Genomic DNA, 14,437 nt, shown 5'->3' on the forward strand with positions numbered 1-14,437 from the left:
TCGCCCCGTCTACGGGGAGAAGGTGTCGGCAGCCGGATGAGGGGGTCTCACGCTGCCGCAGCCCTCACAAAGAAGTAGCTCCAGCCTACCAGCGCTGATGCACATGCGGTGCGATCAGCCGTGCGTAGATCTCCCGCGTTGCCGCCATGACATCGGCTGCGAGCGGCGCGAGGTCGGCAGCGGCCGCATTGGCCTTGGCCTGCTCGGCGTTGCGGGCGCCGGGGATGACGACGGTGACGGCTTCGGCCATCAGGATCCAGCGCAGCGCGAAGGCGGCCATGGTGGCGCCGGCGGCCACCAGCTTGCGCACTTCCTCGACCGCCTGCAGGCCGACCTCGAAGGGTACGCCCGCGAAGGTCTCGCCGACGTCGAAGGCTTCGCCATGGCGGTTGAAGTTGCGGTGGTCGTCGCTGGCAAAGTGCGTATCTCGGGTAATCTTGCCGGAGAGAAGGCCGCTTGCGAGCGGCACGCGGGCAATGATCGCGACGTTCCTGCGGCGCGCCTCAGCGAAAAACAGGTGGTCAGGGCGCTGGCGGAAGATGTTGTAGATGATCTGGATGCTGACCACGCCGGGATATTCGATCGCCTTCAGCCCGTCCTCGACCTTCTCGACGCTGACGCCGTAACCCTTGATCTTTCCGGCCTTCTGCAGCTCGTCGAGACCTGCGAAGACCTCGAGCTGGTAAAACACTTCGCGCGGCGGGCAGTGAAGCTGCACGAGATCGAGGCTGTCGACGGAAAGGTTCTTGAGGCTGCGGTCGATGAAGCCTTTGAGATTGGCCTTGCTATAGCCTTCCGCAACATGTGGATTGAGACGGCGGCCCGCCTTGGTGGCGACCATCGGGCGTTCGCCGCCGCGTGTCTTCAAAACGTCGGCAATGATCTTTTCCGAGCGGCCGTCGCCATAAACGTCAGCCGTATCGATGAAGGTCATGCCGGCATCGAGCGCGGCATTCAGGGCCGCGCGGCCGTCCGCTTCGCTGATATCGCCCCAGGAGCCTCCGATCTGCCAAGCGCCGAAGCCGACATTGGTGACCGTGAACGGCATGCGGCCGAAAGCATGGTGTTTCATGGAAAAAATCCTCCGTAGGTCATGAAAGACATTGGCGTATCAGGCAGGCGACTCTGCGGCAATCGCCGATCCGGCCTTGATCGGCCGCGGTGATGAAATATCGTTGGGTCCAGATGCTTCAGCCGCAATGGATGAAAAGGAACTGTCATGGAGATCAAACCCGTGGGCTCGCGCCCCTCTGTCAAGCCGTCGCCTGATTATTTCACCGGCGCGGTTCGCCAGGATCCGCTGATGGAGGCGCCGGCGCCGGCCCGGGTGAGGGCAACATCCGTCACCTTTGAGCCCGGCGCCCGCACCGCCTGGCACACCCATCCGCTCGGCCAGACGCTGATCGTCACGTCAGGCAGGGGCCTTGCCCAGAGCTGGGGCCGAGAAATCCAGGAGATTCGCGCCGGCGACACGATCTGGTTCGCGCCGGGCGAAAAACACTGGCACGGCGCCGGCCCTGATACGGCGATGACGCACATCGCCATTCAGGAGGCGCTGGATGGCAGCGTTGCCGACTGGATGGAGCAGGTCAGCGACGAGCAATATGCCGGCAGGGGATGAGCTCTTAGAGCCGCTTCAGGCAATAGGAAAAATGCGCGTGTGATTCGACCGTCAGGAATTCGAATTGCCAGCCGTAATCCTTGCAGAATTTGGTGACTGCTTCGACGACGCCATAGACGATCGGCTTCACCGTATTGCCGGTACAGAAATCATGCCCGGCAATGCGCCCCGTCCGCTTCACCTTCTTTTCGCAGAGCAGAAGCTCCTGCCAGGTGAGCTCGAAGGAATGGTCGGTATCGATATAGGCCCAGTCGAGGAAATCGTCCTCGAATTCGGCAAGCTTTTCGAGCGATGTTCCCTGCATCAGATGCAGCCGGCCGGCCTCGATCTCGGCCGCGAACTGCGTGTGGATCGAATCGAGGCCGGAGCTGTAGCGGTCCATCGACCACGGATCGATGAGATAGAGCTGCGCCGGGCGATTCTTTTCCAGGATCTCAGCCGTATATTCGCCGAAGGCAGCTCCCACCTCGACGCCGATGCCGCCGTTCGGGATCCGATAGAGCAGTTCGCCGCGATCCGGCAGCAGCCGGGCGTTTTCCATATGATGGGCGCTGAGCGGCGTGCGCGGCATGCTCGCCCGGAGCGCCTGCCTTTCTTCACGTGTTTTCATCTCTGATCTCGGGATTGCGGGCGGCTGGCGGCCCTGATGGAGTTCGAGAGGAAAGTAGGAGCAGCCGATGCTGATGACAACCGCATTACGGGAATTTGCTTCTTTCGCGCAAACCGCTAAGTTTCATCTGTGGACTGACGAAAGAGCCTCGGGAGGAGCGACTTCATGAGACGCATGTGGCCTGAAGAATTCAACGCCATCATCAGCGGAGCCGAAGAGGTGGTGCTGGAATTGCCCGCCGAGGCCGGCGAGGCGCCATTGCACCGCAACGCGCTGAAGGCGCGTATCACCATGGAGGATTACGAACGAATCTGGCCGCTCGCCGAGATGCGCTTCCGGTTGGGCAACGAAAATTTCGCCGGCAAGGCCATCACGCTGATCACCACCAATCCTCATTACCATGCCTGGCATCCGAAGGACGGCGGCAGCGTCGACGCCGTGTCGGAGAGCGGCCGCCACTACAAGACCGACTACATCGTCGTGCACTTCCTGTTCGACGATGTGAAGGAAACGTCTCCCGCCTGATGGCTTTTCGGAGCCGGTGCGGCCGGAAGCCGCACCGGCTCTGTCCTGAAGCCCGATTGGCCCCGGCGCTGGTGACAACGGCGGCGAGATCGCTAAGCTCGGCGAAAATAGTCTTTTGAAATGGAGGCTCCCGTGACGGGAAACGTGCTTGATATCCCTGTGAAGACGGTGGATGGCCGTGAGACCACGCTCGACGAATACAAGGGCAGGGTGCTCCTGATCGTCAATGTTGCCTCGAAATGCGGGCTGACGCCGCAATATGAAGGGCTCGAAAAGCTCTATGGGGAAAAGCGCGAACGCGGCTTCGTCATCGCCGCTTTCCCAGCCAATGATTTCAAGGGCCAGGAGCCCGGCACCGACGCCGAAATCCTCGACTTCTGCACCAGCACCTACGACGTCACCTTCCCGATTTTCTCGAAGATCTCGGTCAAGGGTGAGTCCCAGCATCCGCTTTACCGGCAACTGACCAAATCGGGCGTGCCGACGACAGGCGACGGCCCGATGCGCGAACGCCTGAAATCCCACGGCATTTCAGACGGGGATAAGGACGACATCCTCTGGAACTTCGAAAAATTCCTGATCGGCCGTGACGGCCAGGTGGCGGCCCGCTTCGCGCCCGACGTGACGGCGGATGATTCGCGGCTGGTTTCCGCCGTGGACAAGGAACTGGCGAAGGGATGAAGCCCTTCAGGCCGCCAGGCATGACCGGGATGATTTGCGAGCCGGGCAGGCTCATCAGATCCCAAGCACGGTCACGAGAGGAGGCGTAAAATCCTTGAAGCCGAGGCTCGGCCAGTCGCACCTTCTGTCGAATTTGGTCTTTGGTTCGTGGCGCTGGCAATTCGGATTCGTCTTGAATGCATAGCCGGGCAGGGTGACGTAAGTGGCGTTTGGCGCGCCAACGGCCATCGCGATGCACAGCGTCAATGCGGAGCAGAGAGTTCTCATGGCACCCCCCAAGGCGTGAGAAACCTTTATGCACGGAGACTTTCCGGGCGGCGAATAGTCTCACTTTGGCCGGCCCCCATCCATTCGCCTAATGGGAGGTGGCCGGGCGACTAGGAGTAGTCCGTTTTGGTGGAGCGTTGGCTCCAGACGGCGGGCCGAATCTGGATCTGCCGGGCGTAACACCTGCCGTTCCGGTATGTCCGTTTCGGCGGAAGGGTGAAAGGCGATCTCGTAACGACAGGCGCGCCCCTATCCCACAAGGAGCGCCACCGTCCGAGTGCAACGCCTCTTGGCTCTCGTATAGAGGGCGGGTAATTCAGAGATGTAATGTTGTTACATATGAAGATACTCACGCGTGCTGCCGTCGGTTCCTTTTGGTTGGCTATCCAGTTCTGAAGTCTTGCCCGGACTTGCGTAACTCATTCCAACGCCAGCTGTCAGACAATTCGTTGCGGCTATCATGTAGGATATCGCCCTGCATAGGGTGAATGACGAAACGACGAGCAGCGAGAATTTGATCTGCTTGGCTCATCTCAGCGAGACCAGGGAACAAACCGCCCGCCATCGCTGAGAATGCCGATTCGCTTCCGCCGATCTTGGCCGCAGCAAACCAAGCAATAAACACTCCGACCACGGGCGGACTACGTTTTGCGGCCATTGTGTAGTCGATGCAAGCGGTCAGGAGGAGAGCAGTGCACTCATCAAATGTGATATCCTCAAGTATTGCAGCAGGATCGCGATCGGCGTGCTTCATGAAATTGCGCGCTGAGTTGATAAGCATGTTTACGTGTTTGACTTCCCAACCATGGTCGTCAGCCACATGCTTTTTGATACGTGTTCCTCCCGACTTTTCGAGAAGTTTATCGCATACTTCGGATACGTTCGCGGCCAACTGATACACGGCAAGTGGCTCAACCAAAAACCAGTGCAGATGGATAGCGGCAAGCAACTGCCTCCGTGCCGCATCGAGCTTCGTAATGGCCACAGAAATCTCCTAGGTCTTCGCTCACACCAACGGTGGTAGCCGGTCGGAGGCGATCTCTTCGATAATATCCGGGATGTTGTTCTTGGGCGACCCCGCCTTGCCGGTCGGCCACATCTTTCGGCGCACGCCTCACATAGCAATAGACGCCGTGGCGTCTTCGCAGGATTGGTGATCAAACGCACCGTGTACATGACCCAGGGCTCTAGTAGCCCTTGATGTCGTTTAGGTTTTTGAAACGTAAGGGAAAAGAATGGTGGGCGATGAGAGACTCGAACTCCCGACATCCTCGGTGTAAACGAGGCGCTCTACCAACTGAGCTAATCGCCCATCGCAAACGAAGCCGGATCGGCCTGCCGCGTTGGTGGCCGTGATCTATGCGGATCGCGGCAAAACCGCAAGAGTGTTTGTGAAGATTTTTTGATTTTTTTGGTGGCGGTCTTGCTCCTTGCTGTGGCGATCGGGCGTAGCCGGGCTGTGGATAAAGGGGAGGGGAAGGCGGCAGGCATCTCGGCTTCGACCGTGTCGTCGGCTTCGATCGGGCGTCCGTGCCGCAACGGCAAACGGAATTGCCGGCTTTTCATTCTCCCCGCATGGTCTTTGACGAAACAATTCAACGACTGTCATGGTTTTGTCTCCAAACCTGCTTGACACTAAAAGACGAACCCCGTAGTTAGCCGCTCATCGAAACGGGCAGCCGTTTTGGTGAGGGTGCGAAGGCATCCGGATTGCTTGAAAATGAAGTGCGGGTGTAGCTCAGTCGGTTAGAGTGCCGGCCTGTCACGCCGGAGGTCGCGGGTTCGAGCCCCGTCACTCGCGCCATTTCCAAGCCGGCGACAAATCACCGCCGTCCGGCTCTTCCGTCCGTTATGCGCGGGTGTAGCTCAGTCGGTTAGAGTGCCGGCCTGTCACGCCGGAGGTCGCGGGTTCGAGCCCCGTCACTCGCGCCATTCTCTTCCGAAAGCCATGCAGTTTCCAGGGGTCAGGCATGCAGCTTGAATCAGCTTCTGCGGATTTGTCGCGACATCATTGCATCTGCTTGATAATGTCCGCGCGCGACGCGTCGAATTGCCTCTGTAAAAGTCTTGCGCCGGGGCTTCGGCTGCGCTAACCACGGCTTGTTGCAACGCACGTTCGCTTGCCGGGCAATTGCCCAAATGCGCCGTCTGGCGCCTCCGGCAAGCAAGGATGAACATGATGACTGAACTGCTCAGTTCCTATATTCCGATCGCTATCTTCATTGGTATCGCGCTTGTCATCGGCCTGGCTCTGCTCATTGCGCCGTTCGCCGTGGCTTTCAAAGCGCCCGATTCGGAAAAGCTCTCGGCTTACGAATGCGGCTTCAATGCTTTCGACGACGCCCGCATGAAGTTCGACATCCGCTTCTATCTCGTGTCGATCCTCTTCATCATCTTCGACCTCGAAGTCGCCTTCCTCTTCCCCTGGGCCGTTTCCTTCGGCGCCATCGGCTGGTTCGGCTTCTGGTCCATGATGGTCTTCCTCCTGGTGCTGACCATCGGCTTTATCTATGAATGGAAGAAGGGAGCCCTGGAATGGGAGTGACCCCTGTGAGCAATCAGCCGCTCGTCGCCCAGCAGCCGAAAGGGATCATCGATCCCTCGACCGGCAAGCCGATCGGCAGCAACGACGCCTTCTTCGGTGAGATCAACAACGAGCTCGCCGACAAGGGTTTTCTCGTTACCTCGACCGACGAGCTGATCAACTGGGCTCGTACCGGCTCGCTGATGTGGATGACCTTCGGCCTTGCCTGCTGCGCCGTCGAAATGATGCAGCTGTCGATGCCGCGCTACGACGTCGAGCGCTTCGGTTTTGCGCCGCGCGCCTCGCCGCGCCAGTCCGACGTTATGATCGTCGCCGGCACGCTGACCAACAAGATGGCGCCCGCTCTGCGCAAGGTCTATGACCAGATGCCGGAGCCGCGCTACGTCATCTCGATGGGCTCCTGCGCCAATGGCGGCGGTTATTATCACTATTCCTATTCGGTGGTGCGCGGCTGCGACCGCGTGGTGCCGATCGATATCTACGTGCCGGGCTGTCCCCCCACGGCGGAGGCGCTGCTTTATGGCGTGCTTCTGCTGCAGAAGAAGATCCGGCGCACCGGCACGATCGAACGCTAAGGGTTAAGGACAAGGCATATGAGTGAAGCCCTGACTGAGCTTGCGTCCTATCTTGGCGAAGCGCGCGGCAACCTGATTGCCGCCTCGCAGATGAAGTATGGCGAGCTGACGCTGACGGCGACGGGTGAAAACCTGATCGCGCTGCTGACTTTCCTGCGTGACGATGCCAAATGCGGCTTCGTCAACCTGATCGATATTTGCGGGGTCGATTGGCCGCAGCGCGAACTCCGTTTCGACGTCGTCTATCATCTGCTGTCGCCGAAGCAGAACCTGCGCATCCGCGTCAAGGTCGCGACTGATGAGGATACGCCCGTTCCCTCGGCCTGCGCCGTCTATCCGGGCGCCGACTGGTTCGAGCGCGAAACCTGGGACATGTACGGCGTGCTCTTCATCGGCCATCCGGACCTGCGCCGCATCCTGACCGACTACGGCTTCGAAGGCCATCCGCTGCGCAAGGACTTCCCGACGACAGGTTTCGTCGAAGTTCGCTACGATGACGCGGCAAAGCGCGTCGTTTATGAGCCGGTTGAGCTCAAACAAGAATTCCGAAACTTTGACTTTATGTCGCCTTGGGAAGGCACCGAATATGTGCTGCCCGGCGATGAAAAAGCGAAGCAATAAATTCAGGCGGCTGGTGGGCTTGTGCCTGCCACTCACTGGTTATCTGAGAACGCGAGCCCATCGCCATGACAGAACATAACGTCCGCAACTTCAACATCAATTTCGGACCGCAGCATCCGGCGGCGCACGGCGTTCTTCGTCTTGTCCTGGAGCTTGACGGCGAAATTGTGGAGCGGGTTGATCCGCACATCGGGCTGCTTCACCGCGGCACCGAGAAGCTGATCGAGACCAAGACCTATCTTCAGGCCGTGCCCTATTTCGATCGCCTCGACTATGTCGCGCCGATGAACCAGGAGCATGCCTATGCGCTGGCCGTCGAAAAGCTGCTCGGCATCCAGATCCCGATCCGTGGTCAGCTGATCCGTGTTCTTTATTCGGAAATCGGCCGCATCCTCTCGCATCTCTTGAACGTCACGACGCAGGCCATGGACGTCGGTGCGCTGACGCCGCCGCTCTGGGGCTTCGAAGAGCGTGAAAAGCTGATGGTATTCTATGAGCGCGCTTCGGGTTCGCGCATGCATGCCGCCTATGTTCGTCCGGGTGGCGTCCACCAGGATCTGCCGGAAAAGCTCGTGCAGGATATCGGCGACTGGTGCGACCCCTTCCTGAAGGCACTCGACGACATCGACGACCTGTTGACCGGCAACCGCATCTTCAAACAGCGCAACGTCGATATCGGCGTCGTGTCGCTGGCGGATTGCTGGGCCTGGGGCTTCTCCGGCGTCATGGTGCGCGGGTCGGGTGCCGCCTGGGATCTGCGTCGCGCCCAGCCCTACGAATGTTATTCCGATCTCGAATTCGACATTCCGATCGGCAAGAATGGCGACAATTACGACCGCTACCTGATCCGCATGATCGAGATGCGCGAATCGGTGCGCATCATGAAGCAGTGCGTCAACCGCCTGCTCTCCGATGCGAAGACCGGTCCTTTCTCGTCGATCGACGGCAAGGTCGTGCCGCCGAAGCGTGGCGAGATGAAGCGCTCGATGGAAGCGCTGATCCACCATTTCAAGCTTTACACCGAAGGCTATCATGTGCCGGCCGGCGAGGTTTATGCCGCCGTCGAGGCACCGAAGGGCGAGTTCGGCGTCTATCTCGTCTCCGATGGCTCCAACAAGCCTTATCGCTGCAAGATCCGCGCGCCCGGTTATGCTCATCTCCAGGCGATGGACTTCATGTGCCGCGGTCACCAGCTTGCCGACGTCGCGGCCGTTCTCGGCTCGCTCGACATCGTCTTCGGCGAGGTGGACCGCTGATGCAGCGTCTGCCGCTCGTCGTCGCGCTTCTTCTTTCGGCATCCGGAGTTTCGGCTCAGGAGGCCGACACCCTCGGCACGCCGTTGGGGCATAAGGAAGTGACGCCGCCGGCAGCGCAATCGTCCATGGGCGAGCTTTTGTCCAAGGGCTATCAGATCAAGGCTGCCGTTCCGAACGGCGGCAAATTCGTAGTGTTTATGCAGAAAGACCAGTCGGCCTATGCCTGCGAGATGCAGTCCTTGACTGCGTCGCGGTGTGGAACCCTAAACTGACAAGGCGTGAGGAAGAATGTCCGTTCGTCGATTAGCCGAAGATCAATTTCAGCCTGCCGCATTCGCCTTCAGCGATGAAAATGCGGTCTGGGCGGACAAGACGATCCAGAAATACCCCGCCGGCCGCCAGCAATCGGCGGTCATTCCGTTGTTGATGCGGGCGCAGGAGCAGGACGGCTGGGTCACGCGCGCGGCGATCGAAAAAATCGCCGACATGCTCGACATGGCTTACATAAGAGTGCTCGAGGTCGCGACCTTCTACACGCAGTTCCAGCTGCATCCCGTCGGCACGCGCGCCCATGTCCAGGTCTGCGGCACCACGCCCTGCATGCTGCGCGGCTCGGAAGCGCTGATGTCGGTCTGCAAGAGCAAGATCCACGCCCATCCCTTCGAGCGTAATGCCGAAGGCACGCTGTCCTGGGAAGAGGTCGAATGTCTCGGGGCCTGCGTCAACGCACCGATGGTGATGATCGGCAAGGACACTTATGAGGACCTGACGCCGGCGCGCCTGGAAGAGATTATTGACACCTTTGCCGCCGGCAACGGCGCAAGCATCAAGCCTGGCACCCAGATCGACCGGATATTCTCCGCGCCTGAAGGCGGCCCGACCTCGCTGACGACGGAAGAGCCGAAGGCGAGGGCGCGTGCCAAGAAGGCCGAGGCCGAAATCGTGTCCGCGCCTGTCGACGGCGCTCCGGTTCCGCCATCGGAGGCCGCCCGCCCGAAGAGCACCGACGCGGAGACCAATGCCGCGCTGAAGACGCCGGCAACGGCGCCGAAGGCGGCAGCGAAGAATGCCAAGGCTGCCGAGGAGCAGCCGGTTTCCGGCACCGCGGCTGCCAAGCCTGTCCCGGCCGCCAAGGCCGAAGCCGCTCCGGCGGCAAAACCTGCCCTGACCGACAAGAATCGCCCGGCCGGCATCGAAAGGCCTGCCGCACCGGATGATCTGAAGATGATCTCGGGCGTCGGCCCGAAGATCGAGGCGACGTTGAACGAAATCGGCATCTTCACCTTCGCGCAGGTCGCAGGCTGGAAGAAAGCCGAACGCGATTGGGTCGATGGCTACCTGAATTTCCGCGGCCGCATCGAGCGCGACGACTGGGTCAAGCAGGCCAAGGCGCTCGCCAAGGGCGGCGAAGCGGAATATATCAAGGTCTTCGGCAAGAAGCCGCGGTAAGAGGTGAAGCATGTTACAAGATAAAGACCGCATCTTTACCAACATCTACGGCCTCAAGGACAAATCCCTGAAAGGCGCGATGAGCCGCGGCCACTGGGACGGCACCAAGCAGATCCTGGAAAAGGGCAGGGACTGGATCATCAACGAGATGAAGGCATCCGGCCTTCGCGGTCGCGGCGGCGCCGGTTTCCCCACAGGCCTGAAGTGGTCCTTCATGCCGAAGGAAAGCGACGGCCGCCCGCACTACCTCGTCGTCAATGCCGACGAATCCGAGCCCGGCACCTGCAAGGACCGCGACATCATGCGCCACGATCCGCATACGCTGATCGAAGGCTGCGTCGTCGCGAGCTTCGCCATGGGCGCCAATGCCGCCTACATCTATGTGCGCGGCGAATATATCCGCGAGCGCGAAGCGCTGCAGGCGGCGATTGACGAGTGCTATGACTATGGCCTGCTCGGCAAGAACAACAAGCTCGGCTGGGACATGGATATCTTCGTCCATCACGGCGCCGGCGCTTATATCTGCGGCGAGGAGACCGCGCTGCTCGAAAGCCTGGAAGGCAAGAAGGGCCAGCCGCGCTTGAAGCCGCCGTTTCCAGCCAATATGGGTCTCTACGGCTGCCCGACGACTGTTAATAACGTCGAATCGATTGCCGTTGCGCCGACGATCCTGCGCCGCGGCGCCGGCTGGTTCTCGGCCATCGGCCGTCCGAACAATGTCGGCACCAAGCTGTTCATGCTCTCCGGCCACGTCAACAAGCCGTGCACCGTCGAAGAGGAAATGGGCATCACCTTCCGCGAGCTGGTGGACCGCCATGCCGGCGGCATCCGCGGCGGCTGGGACAACCTGCTCGCCGTCATTCCGGGCGGCGCGTCCTGCCCGATCGTTCCGGCCAAGGACATCATTGACTGCCCGATGGATTTCGACGGCCTGCGCGGCGTCGGCTCCTCCTTCGGCACGGCCGCCGCGATCGTCATGGACAAGTCCACCGACGTCATCAAGGCGATCGCCCGCATCTCGGCCTTCTTCAAGCACGAGAGCTGCGGCCAGTGCACGCCCTGCCGCGAAGGCACCGGCTGGATGTGGCGCGTGATGGAGCGCATGGCCAAGGGCAATGCCCAGAAGCGTGAAATCGACATGCTGTTCCAGGTGACGAAGCAGATCGAGGGCCACACCATCTGCGCGCTTGGCGACGCCGCCGCATGGCCGGTGCAGGGGCTGATCCGTAATTTCCGTCCAGAGATCGAAAAGCGCATCGACCAGTATACGGCAAGCGCGCTCGATCACGGTGCGGTTCTGGAGGCGGCTGAATAATCATGGCGGACAAGGCATCCAGCGGCAGGAACAGGGAAGAGGCGGCGGATTTCGCGGCTGGCTTCGGCCGTCTTGCCGCCGAGGTGCTGGAAAATGCACGGGCAATGCCCGTGCATCCGCTGATGGCGCATCCCGCTGCCGCCTTCGCCGCCGCAACCGCGATCGGCTTCGGTTTTTCGACGCAGATGGCGGGCGCTTTCTTTGGAGCCTTCCAGAGCGCTCTGGAAACGACCGGCAAGCTTGCCGCAGTCCTCGACGACACGCCGCCGGAAGAACCGGCGCCGGATGTCGATATCCGGCCGGAGAACATCCGCGCTGACATCAAGACTGTTGCCAAGCCGGTAGTGGAAAAGAAGGCAGGACCGAAACTGACGGTGGTCAAGCCGGCCAGCGAACTGTTGGCCAGCCAGCCGGCCCCCGCCGTGAAGGCAAAGCCGGCGGCGAGGACGAAGAAGGCGGACGACCTGAAGCTGATCGCTGGCATCGGTCCGAAGCTGGAAGAGGTGCTGAATGCCAGGGGCATTCGCAGCTTCGCCGAGATCGCCGCCTGGAGCGACGAGGAGATTGCCCGGCTTGAGGTCGAACTCGGCTTCAACGGCCGTATCGCGCGCGACGATTGGGCCGGCCAGGCGAAGGTTCTGGCAGGGCGGGGCCGCAGGAAGAAATGAAATGTCCGGCCGTATCAGGCGGCCGGAAAGACGGGCAGATCGGCGGAGGGGCGGGGGCCTCGAGCTAAGATGCCGGTGCGGGTTTCAGGTCTGGAACGCGCGACAGAGAATTTGGCAACATCAGCTGCCAGCAGGACGAAAGATCCGGCTTGGCAATGAGACTGTTGCAAAAATGGGTTTGTTTGCCGTCTTCAGGCAAACGGGAAACAGGACTGAGCGACGATGGCAAAACTGAAGATTGACGGCAACGAGATCGAAGTTCCGGATCATTTCACGCTGTTGCAGGCGTGCGAAGACGCCGGCGCCGAAGTTCCGCGCTTCTGCTTCCATGAGCGTCTGTCGGTCGCCGGCAACTGCCGCATGTGCCTTGTCGAAGTGAAGGGCGGCCCGCCGAAGCCGCAGGCCTCCTGCGCCATGAGCGTTCGCGACATCCGCGGCGGACCGAATGGCGAACTGCCCGAGGTTTTCACTAACACGCCGATGGTCAAGAAGGCCCGCGAAGGCGTGATGGAGTTCCTGCTGATCAACCATCCGCTCGATTGCCCGATCTGCGACCAGGGCGGCGAATGCGACCTGCAGGACCAGGCGATGGCCTTCGGCATCGACACCTCGCGCTATCAGGAAGACAAGCGCGCCGTCGAGGACAAGTATATCGGCCCGCTCGTCAAGACGGTGATGAACCGCTGCATCCATTGCACGCGCTGCGTTCGCTTCACGACCGAAGTCGCCGGCATTTCCGAACTCGGGCTGATCGGCCGCGGCGAAGATGCCGAGATCACCACCTATCTCGAACAGGCGATGACCTCCGAGCTGCAGGGCAACGTCGTCGACCTTTGCCCGGTCGGCGCGCTCACCTCCAAGCCCTTCGCCTTCACCGCGCGTCCCTGGGAGCTGAACAAGACCGAATCGATCGATGTCATGGATGCCGTCGGTTCGGCGATCCGCGTCGATACGCGCGGCCGTGAGGTCATGCGCATCCTGCCGCGCGTCAACGAAGTCATCAACGAGGAGTGGATCTCCGACAAGAGCCGTTTCATCTGGGACGGCCTGAAGACCCAGCGCCTCGACCGGCCCTATGTCCGCCGCGACGGCCGCCTTCAGCCGGCCACCTGGGCCGAGGCCTTCGGCGCCGTCAAGGCCGCCGTCAGCGCCACCTCCGGCGACAAGATCGGCGCGATTGCTGGCGATCTCGCTTCGGTCGAGGAAATGTATGCGCTGTCCGAACTGGTGAAGTCGCTGGGATCGGAAAATCTCGACTGTCGCCAGGATGGGGCGGCACTCGATCCGTCGCTCGGCCGTGCAAGCTACCTCTTCAACCCGATGATCGCCGGCATCGACCAGGCCGACGCGCTGCTGATCATCGGCGCCAATCCGCGCTTCGAGGCGGCCATCCTCAACGCCCGCATCCGCAAGCGCTGGCGCCGCGGCAAGTTCCCGATCGGCGTGATCGGCGAGCCAGGCGAACTGCGCTACAGCTATGATTATCTCGGCGGCGGTCCCGACACGCTGAAGGATCTGGTCGACGGCAACCACGCCTTCGCTGATGTCCTGAAGAATGCCGAAAGGCCGATGATCATCATCGGCCAGGGCGCGCTGTCGCGCAGCGATGGCGCCGGTGTTCTCGCAACCGCAGCTAAGCTCTCCGGCTCGGTCGGTGCAGTCGTCGAAGGCTGGAATGGTTTTGCCGTTCTCCATACTGCTGCCTCGCGCGTCGGCGGCCTCGACCTCGGCTTCGTTCCCGGTGCCAAGGGCGTCAATGCCGCCGAAATGCTGACGGCGATGGATGTGCTCTTCCTGCTAGGCGCGGACGAACTCGACTTCACCGCCAAGAAGGCCAAGCTCACCGTCTATATCGGTTCGCATGGCGATAACGGCGCCCACCACGCCGACGTCATTCTGCCGGCTGCGGCCTACACCGAAAAATCCGGCACCTGGGTCAACACCGAAGGCCGCGTCCAGATGGGCAGCCGCGCAGGCTTTGCGCCGGGCGACGCCCGCGAGGACTGGGCGATCATCCGTGCTCTTTCCGACGTGCTCGGCAAGAAGCTTCCCTTCGATTCGCTGCGCGAATTGCGCGCCCGGCTCTATGCCGCTTTCCCGCATTTCGCCGCCATCGACGAGATCGCTGAAACCGATAGCGCCCAAATTGCCGCAGTTGCGAAAAAAGCCGGCAAGATGAACAAGTCAGGGTTTGCGTCGCCGGTCAAAGACTTCTATTTGACGAACCCGATAGCGCGCGCCTCGGCTGTCATGGCTGAGTGCTCGGCATTGGCCCGCAACAACTTCAAAGTCGCGGCAGAGTAA

The 14,437-nt window shown here is 61.1% G+C and carries 16 protein-coding genes and 3 tRNA genes; 14 read left to right on the top strand and 5 right to left on the bottom strand.

Translation table 11 applies throughout. The annotated features are described in order from the left end of the window. Nucleotides 1-85: 85 nt before the first annotated feature. Nucleotides 86-1,072: an aldo/keto reductase gene (locus tag ATY76_RS24180; RefSeq protein ID WP_088677227.1), complete on the bottom strand. Its 987-nt coding sequence runs from the start codon at nucleotides 1,070-1,072 to the stop codon at nucleotides 86-88. A gap of 147 nt (nucleotides 1,073-1,219) precedes the next feature. Here ATY76_RS24180 and ATY76_RS24185 point away from each other — a divergent pair, with 147 nt between their 5' ends. Next, nucleotides 1,220-1,621 carry a cupin domain-containing protein gene (locus ATY76_RS24185; RefSeq protein ID WP_088677228.1) on the top strand — a complete coding sequence of 134 codons (402 nt, stop codon included), beginning with the start codon at nucleotides 1,220-1,222 and terminating at the stop codon, nucleotides 1,619-1,621. Nucleotides 1,622-1,625: 4 nt separating this feature from the next. Here ATY76_RS24185 and ATY76_RS24190 read toward each other — a convergent pair whose 3' ends face one another. Then, a complete protein-coding gene (locus tag ATY76_RS24190; RefSeq protein ID WP_088677229.1) occupies nucleotides 1,626-2,231 on the bottom strand; it encodes a class I SAM-dependent methyltransferase in 606 nt (201 codons plus the stop codon). A gap of 165 nt (nucleotides 2,232-2,396) precedes the next feature. Between ATY76_RS24190 and ATY76_RS24195 the strand changes: the two genes are divergently transcribed. After that, nucleotides 2,397-2,756, top strand: a complete 360-nt coding sequence (locus tag ATY76_RS24195; RefSeq protein ID WP_088677230.1) for a hypothetical protein — start codon at nucleotides 2,397-2,399, stop codon at nucleotides 2,754-2,756. Between the two features lie 132 nt (nucleotides 2,757-2,888). Next, nucleotides 2,889-3,437 (top strand): glutathione peroxidase, encoded by a 549-nt coding sequence (locus ATY76_RS24200; protein ID WP_088677370.1) that lies wholly within the window; start codon nucleotides 2,889-2,891, stop codon nucleotides 3,435-3,437. 54 nt (nucleotides 3,438-3,491) lie between these two features. Here ATY76_RS24200 and ATY76_RS24205 read toward each other — a convergent pair whose 3' ends face one another. From ATY76_RS24205 to ATY76_RS24215, 3 genes are all read right to left on the bottom strand, one after another. Next, nucleotides 3,492-3,704, bottom strand: a complete 213-nt coding sequence (locus ATY76_RS24205) for a hypothetical protein (RefSeq protein ID WP_088677371.1) — start codon at nucleotides 3,702-3,704, stop codon at nucleotides 3,492-3,494. Nucleotides 3,705-4,086: 382 nt separating this feature from the next. After that, the gene (locus tag ATY76_RS24210) at nucleotides 4,087-4,689 is read right to left on the bottom strand and encodes a hypothetical protein (RefSeq protein WP_088677231.1); all 603 of its coding nucleotides are present in this window, start codon (nucleotides 4,687-4,689) and stop codon (nucleotides 4,087-4,089) included. A 251-nt stretch (nucleotides 4,690-4,940) separates the two neighbouring features. After that, nucleotides 4,941-5,016, bottom strand: a tRNA-Val gene (locus ATY76_RS24215). A gap of 415 nt (nucleotides 5,017-5,431) precedes the next feature. Here ATY76_RS24215 and ATY76_RS24220 point away from each other — a divergent pair. The 11 genes from ATY76_RS24220 to nuoG all read left to right on the top strand — a co-directional run bounded on the left by ATY76_RS24220 (nucleotide 5,432) and on the right by nuoG (nucleotide 14,437). Next, nucleotides 5,432-5,508: transfer RNA gene (locus tag ATY76_RS24220), tRNA-Asp, on the top strand. A gap of 51 nt (nucleotides 5,509-5,559) precedes the next feature. Beyond that, nucleotides 5,560-5,636 (top strand) — tRNA-Asp (locus ATY76_RS24225). A 247-nt stretch (nucleotides 5,637-5,883) separates the two neighbouring features. After that, nucleotides 5,884-6,249 carry an NADH-quinone oxidoreductase subunit A gene (locus tag ATY76_RS24230; RefSeq protein ID WP_008521906.1) on the top strand — a complete coding sequence of 122 codons (366 nt, stop codon included), beginning with the start codon at nucleotides 5,884-5,886 and terminating at the stop codon, nucleotides 6,247-6,249. Further along, on the top strand, nucleotides 6,240-6,824 hold the full coding sequence (locus tag ATY76_RS24235) for an NADH-quinone oxidoreductase subunit B (RefSeq protein ID WP_008521904.1): 585 nt from the start codon (nucleotides 6,240-6,242) through the stop codon (nucleotides 6,822-6,824). The genes ATY76_RS24230 and ATY76_RS24235 overlap by 10 nt, the downstream gene beginning before the upstream one ends. 18 nt (nucleotides 6,825-6,842) lie before the next feature. Then, nucleotides 6,843-7,445, top strand: a complete 603-nt coding sequence (locus tag ATY76_RS24240) for an NADH-quinone oxidoreductase subunit C (protein WP_088677232.1) — start codon at nucleotides 6,843-6,845, stop codon at nucleotides 7,443-7,445. Nucleotides 7,446-7,510: 65 nt separating this feature from the next. Beyond that, complete coding sequence (locus tag ATY76_RS24245; RefSeq protein WP_088677233.1) at nucleotides 7,511-8,701, top strand: NADH-quinone oxidoreductase subunit D; 1,191 nt, start codon at nucleotides 7,511-7,513, stop codon at nucleotides 8,699-8,701. Next, nucleotides 8,701-8,973 carry a hypothetical protein gene (locus tag ATY76_RS24250; RefSeq protein ID WP_088677234.1) on the top strand — a complete coding sequence of 91 codons (273 nt, stop codon included), beginning with the start codon at nucleotides 8,701-8,703 and terminating at the stop codon, nucleotides 8,971-8,973. Before ATY76_RS24245 ends, ATY76_RS24250 begins: the two co-directional genes overlap by 1 nt. Before the next feature lie 16 nt (nucleotides 8,974-8,989). Beyond that, a complete protein-coding gene (locus tag ATY76_RS24255) occupies nucleotides 8,990-10,150 on the top strand; it encodes an NADH-quinone oxidoreductase subunit E (RefSeq protein WP_088677235.1) in 1,161 nt (386 codons plus the stop codon). A gap of 10 nt (nucleotides 10,151-10,160) precedes the next feature. Continuing rightward, nucleotides 10,161-11,465 carry an NADH-quinone oxidoreductase subunit NuoF gene (gene nuoF, locus ATY76_RS24260; RefSeq protein ID WP_003558451.1) on the top strand — a complete coding sequence of 435 codons (1,305 nt, stop codon included), beginning with the start codon at nucleotides 10,161-10,163 and terminating at the stop codon, nucleotides 11,463-11,465. Nucleotides 11,466-11,467: 2 nt separating this feature from the next. Next, complete coding sequence (locus ATY76_RS24265; protein WP_088677236.1) at nucleotides 11,468-12,133, top strand: 5' DNA nuclease; 666 nt, start codon at nucleotides 11,468-11,470, stop codon at nucleotides 12,131-12,133. Between the two features lie 222 nt (nucleotides 12,134-12,355). Then, nucleotides 12,356-14,437 carry an NADH-quinone oxidoreductase subunit NuoG gene (nuoG, locus tag ATY76_RS24270; protein WP_088677237.1) on the top strand — a complete coding sequence of 694 codons (2,082 nt, stop codon included), beginning with the start codon at nucleotides 12,356-12,358 and terminating at the stop codon, nucleotides 14,435-14,437.

Origin of the sequence: Rhizobium sp. R339, from assembly GCF_002211395.1 — a bacterium.
Classification (GTDB): Bacteria; Pseudomonadota; Alphaproteobacteria; order Rhizobiales; family Rhizobiaceae; genus Rhizobium.

Excerpts from the sequence above, each read along its gene's own strand:
- ATY76_RS24180 (WP_088677227.1), bottom strand. The coding sequence starts at position 1,072 with ATGAAACACCATGCTTTCGGCCGCATGCCGTTCACGGTCACCAATGTC.
- ATY76_RS24185 (WP_088677228.1), top strand. The coding sequence starts at position 1,220 with ATGGAGATCAAACCCGTGGGCTCGCGCCCCTCTGTCAAGCCGTCGCCT.
- ATY76_RS24190 (WP_088677229.1), bottom strand. The coding sequence starts at position 2,231 with ATGAAAACACGTGAAGAAAGGCAGGCGCTCCGGGCGAGCATGCCGCGC.
- ATY76_RS24195 (WP_088677230.1), top strand. The coding sequence starts at position 2,397 with ATGAGACGCATGTGGCCTGAAGAATTCAACGCCATCATCAGCGGAGCC.
- ATY76_RS24205 (WP_088677371.1), bottom strand. The coding sequence starts at position 3,704 with ATGAGAACTCTCTGCTCCGCATTGACGCTGTGCATCGCGATGGCCGTT.
- ATY76_RS24230 (WP_008521906.1), top strand. The coding sequence starts at position 5,884 with ATGACTGAACTGCTCAGTTCCTATATTCCGATCGCTATCTTCATTGGT.
- ATY76_RS24235 (WP_008521904.1), top strand. The coding sequence starts at position 6,240 with ATGGGAGTGACCCCTGTGAGCAATCAGCCGCTCGTCGCCCAGCAGCCG.
- ATY76_RS24240 (WP_088677232.1), top strand. The coding sequence starts at position 6,843 with ATGAGTGAAGCCCTGACTGAGCTTGCGTCCTATCTTGGCGAAGCGCGC.
- ATY76_RS24245 (WP_088677233.1), top strand. The coding sequence starts at position 7,511 with ATGACAGAACATAACGTCCGCAACTTCAACATCAATTTCGGACCGCAG.
- ATY76_RS24250 (WP_088677234.1), top strand. The coding sequence starts at position 8,701 with ATGCAGCGTCTGCCGCTCGTCGTCGCGCTTCTTCTTTCGGCATCCGGA.
- ATY76_RS24255 (WP_088677235.1), top strand. The coding sequence starts at position 8,990 with ATGTCCGTTCGTCGATTAGCCGAAGATCAATTTCAGCCTGCCGCATTC.
- nuoF (WP_003558451.1), top strand. The coding sequence starts at position 10,161 with ATGTTACAAGATAAAGACCGCATCTTTACCAACATCTACGGCCTCAAG.
- ATY76_RS24265 (WP_088677236.1), top strand. The coding sequence starts at position 11,468 with ATGGCGGACAAGGCATCCAGCGGCAGGAACAGGGAAGAGGCGGCGGAT.
- nuoG (WP_088677237.1), top strand. The coding sequence starts at position 12,356 with ATGGCAAAACTGAAGATTGACGGCAACGAGATCGAAGTTCCGGATCAT.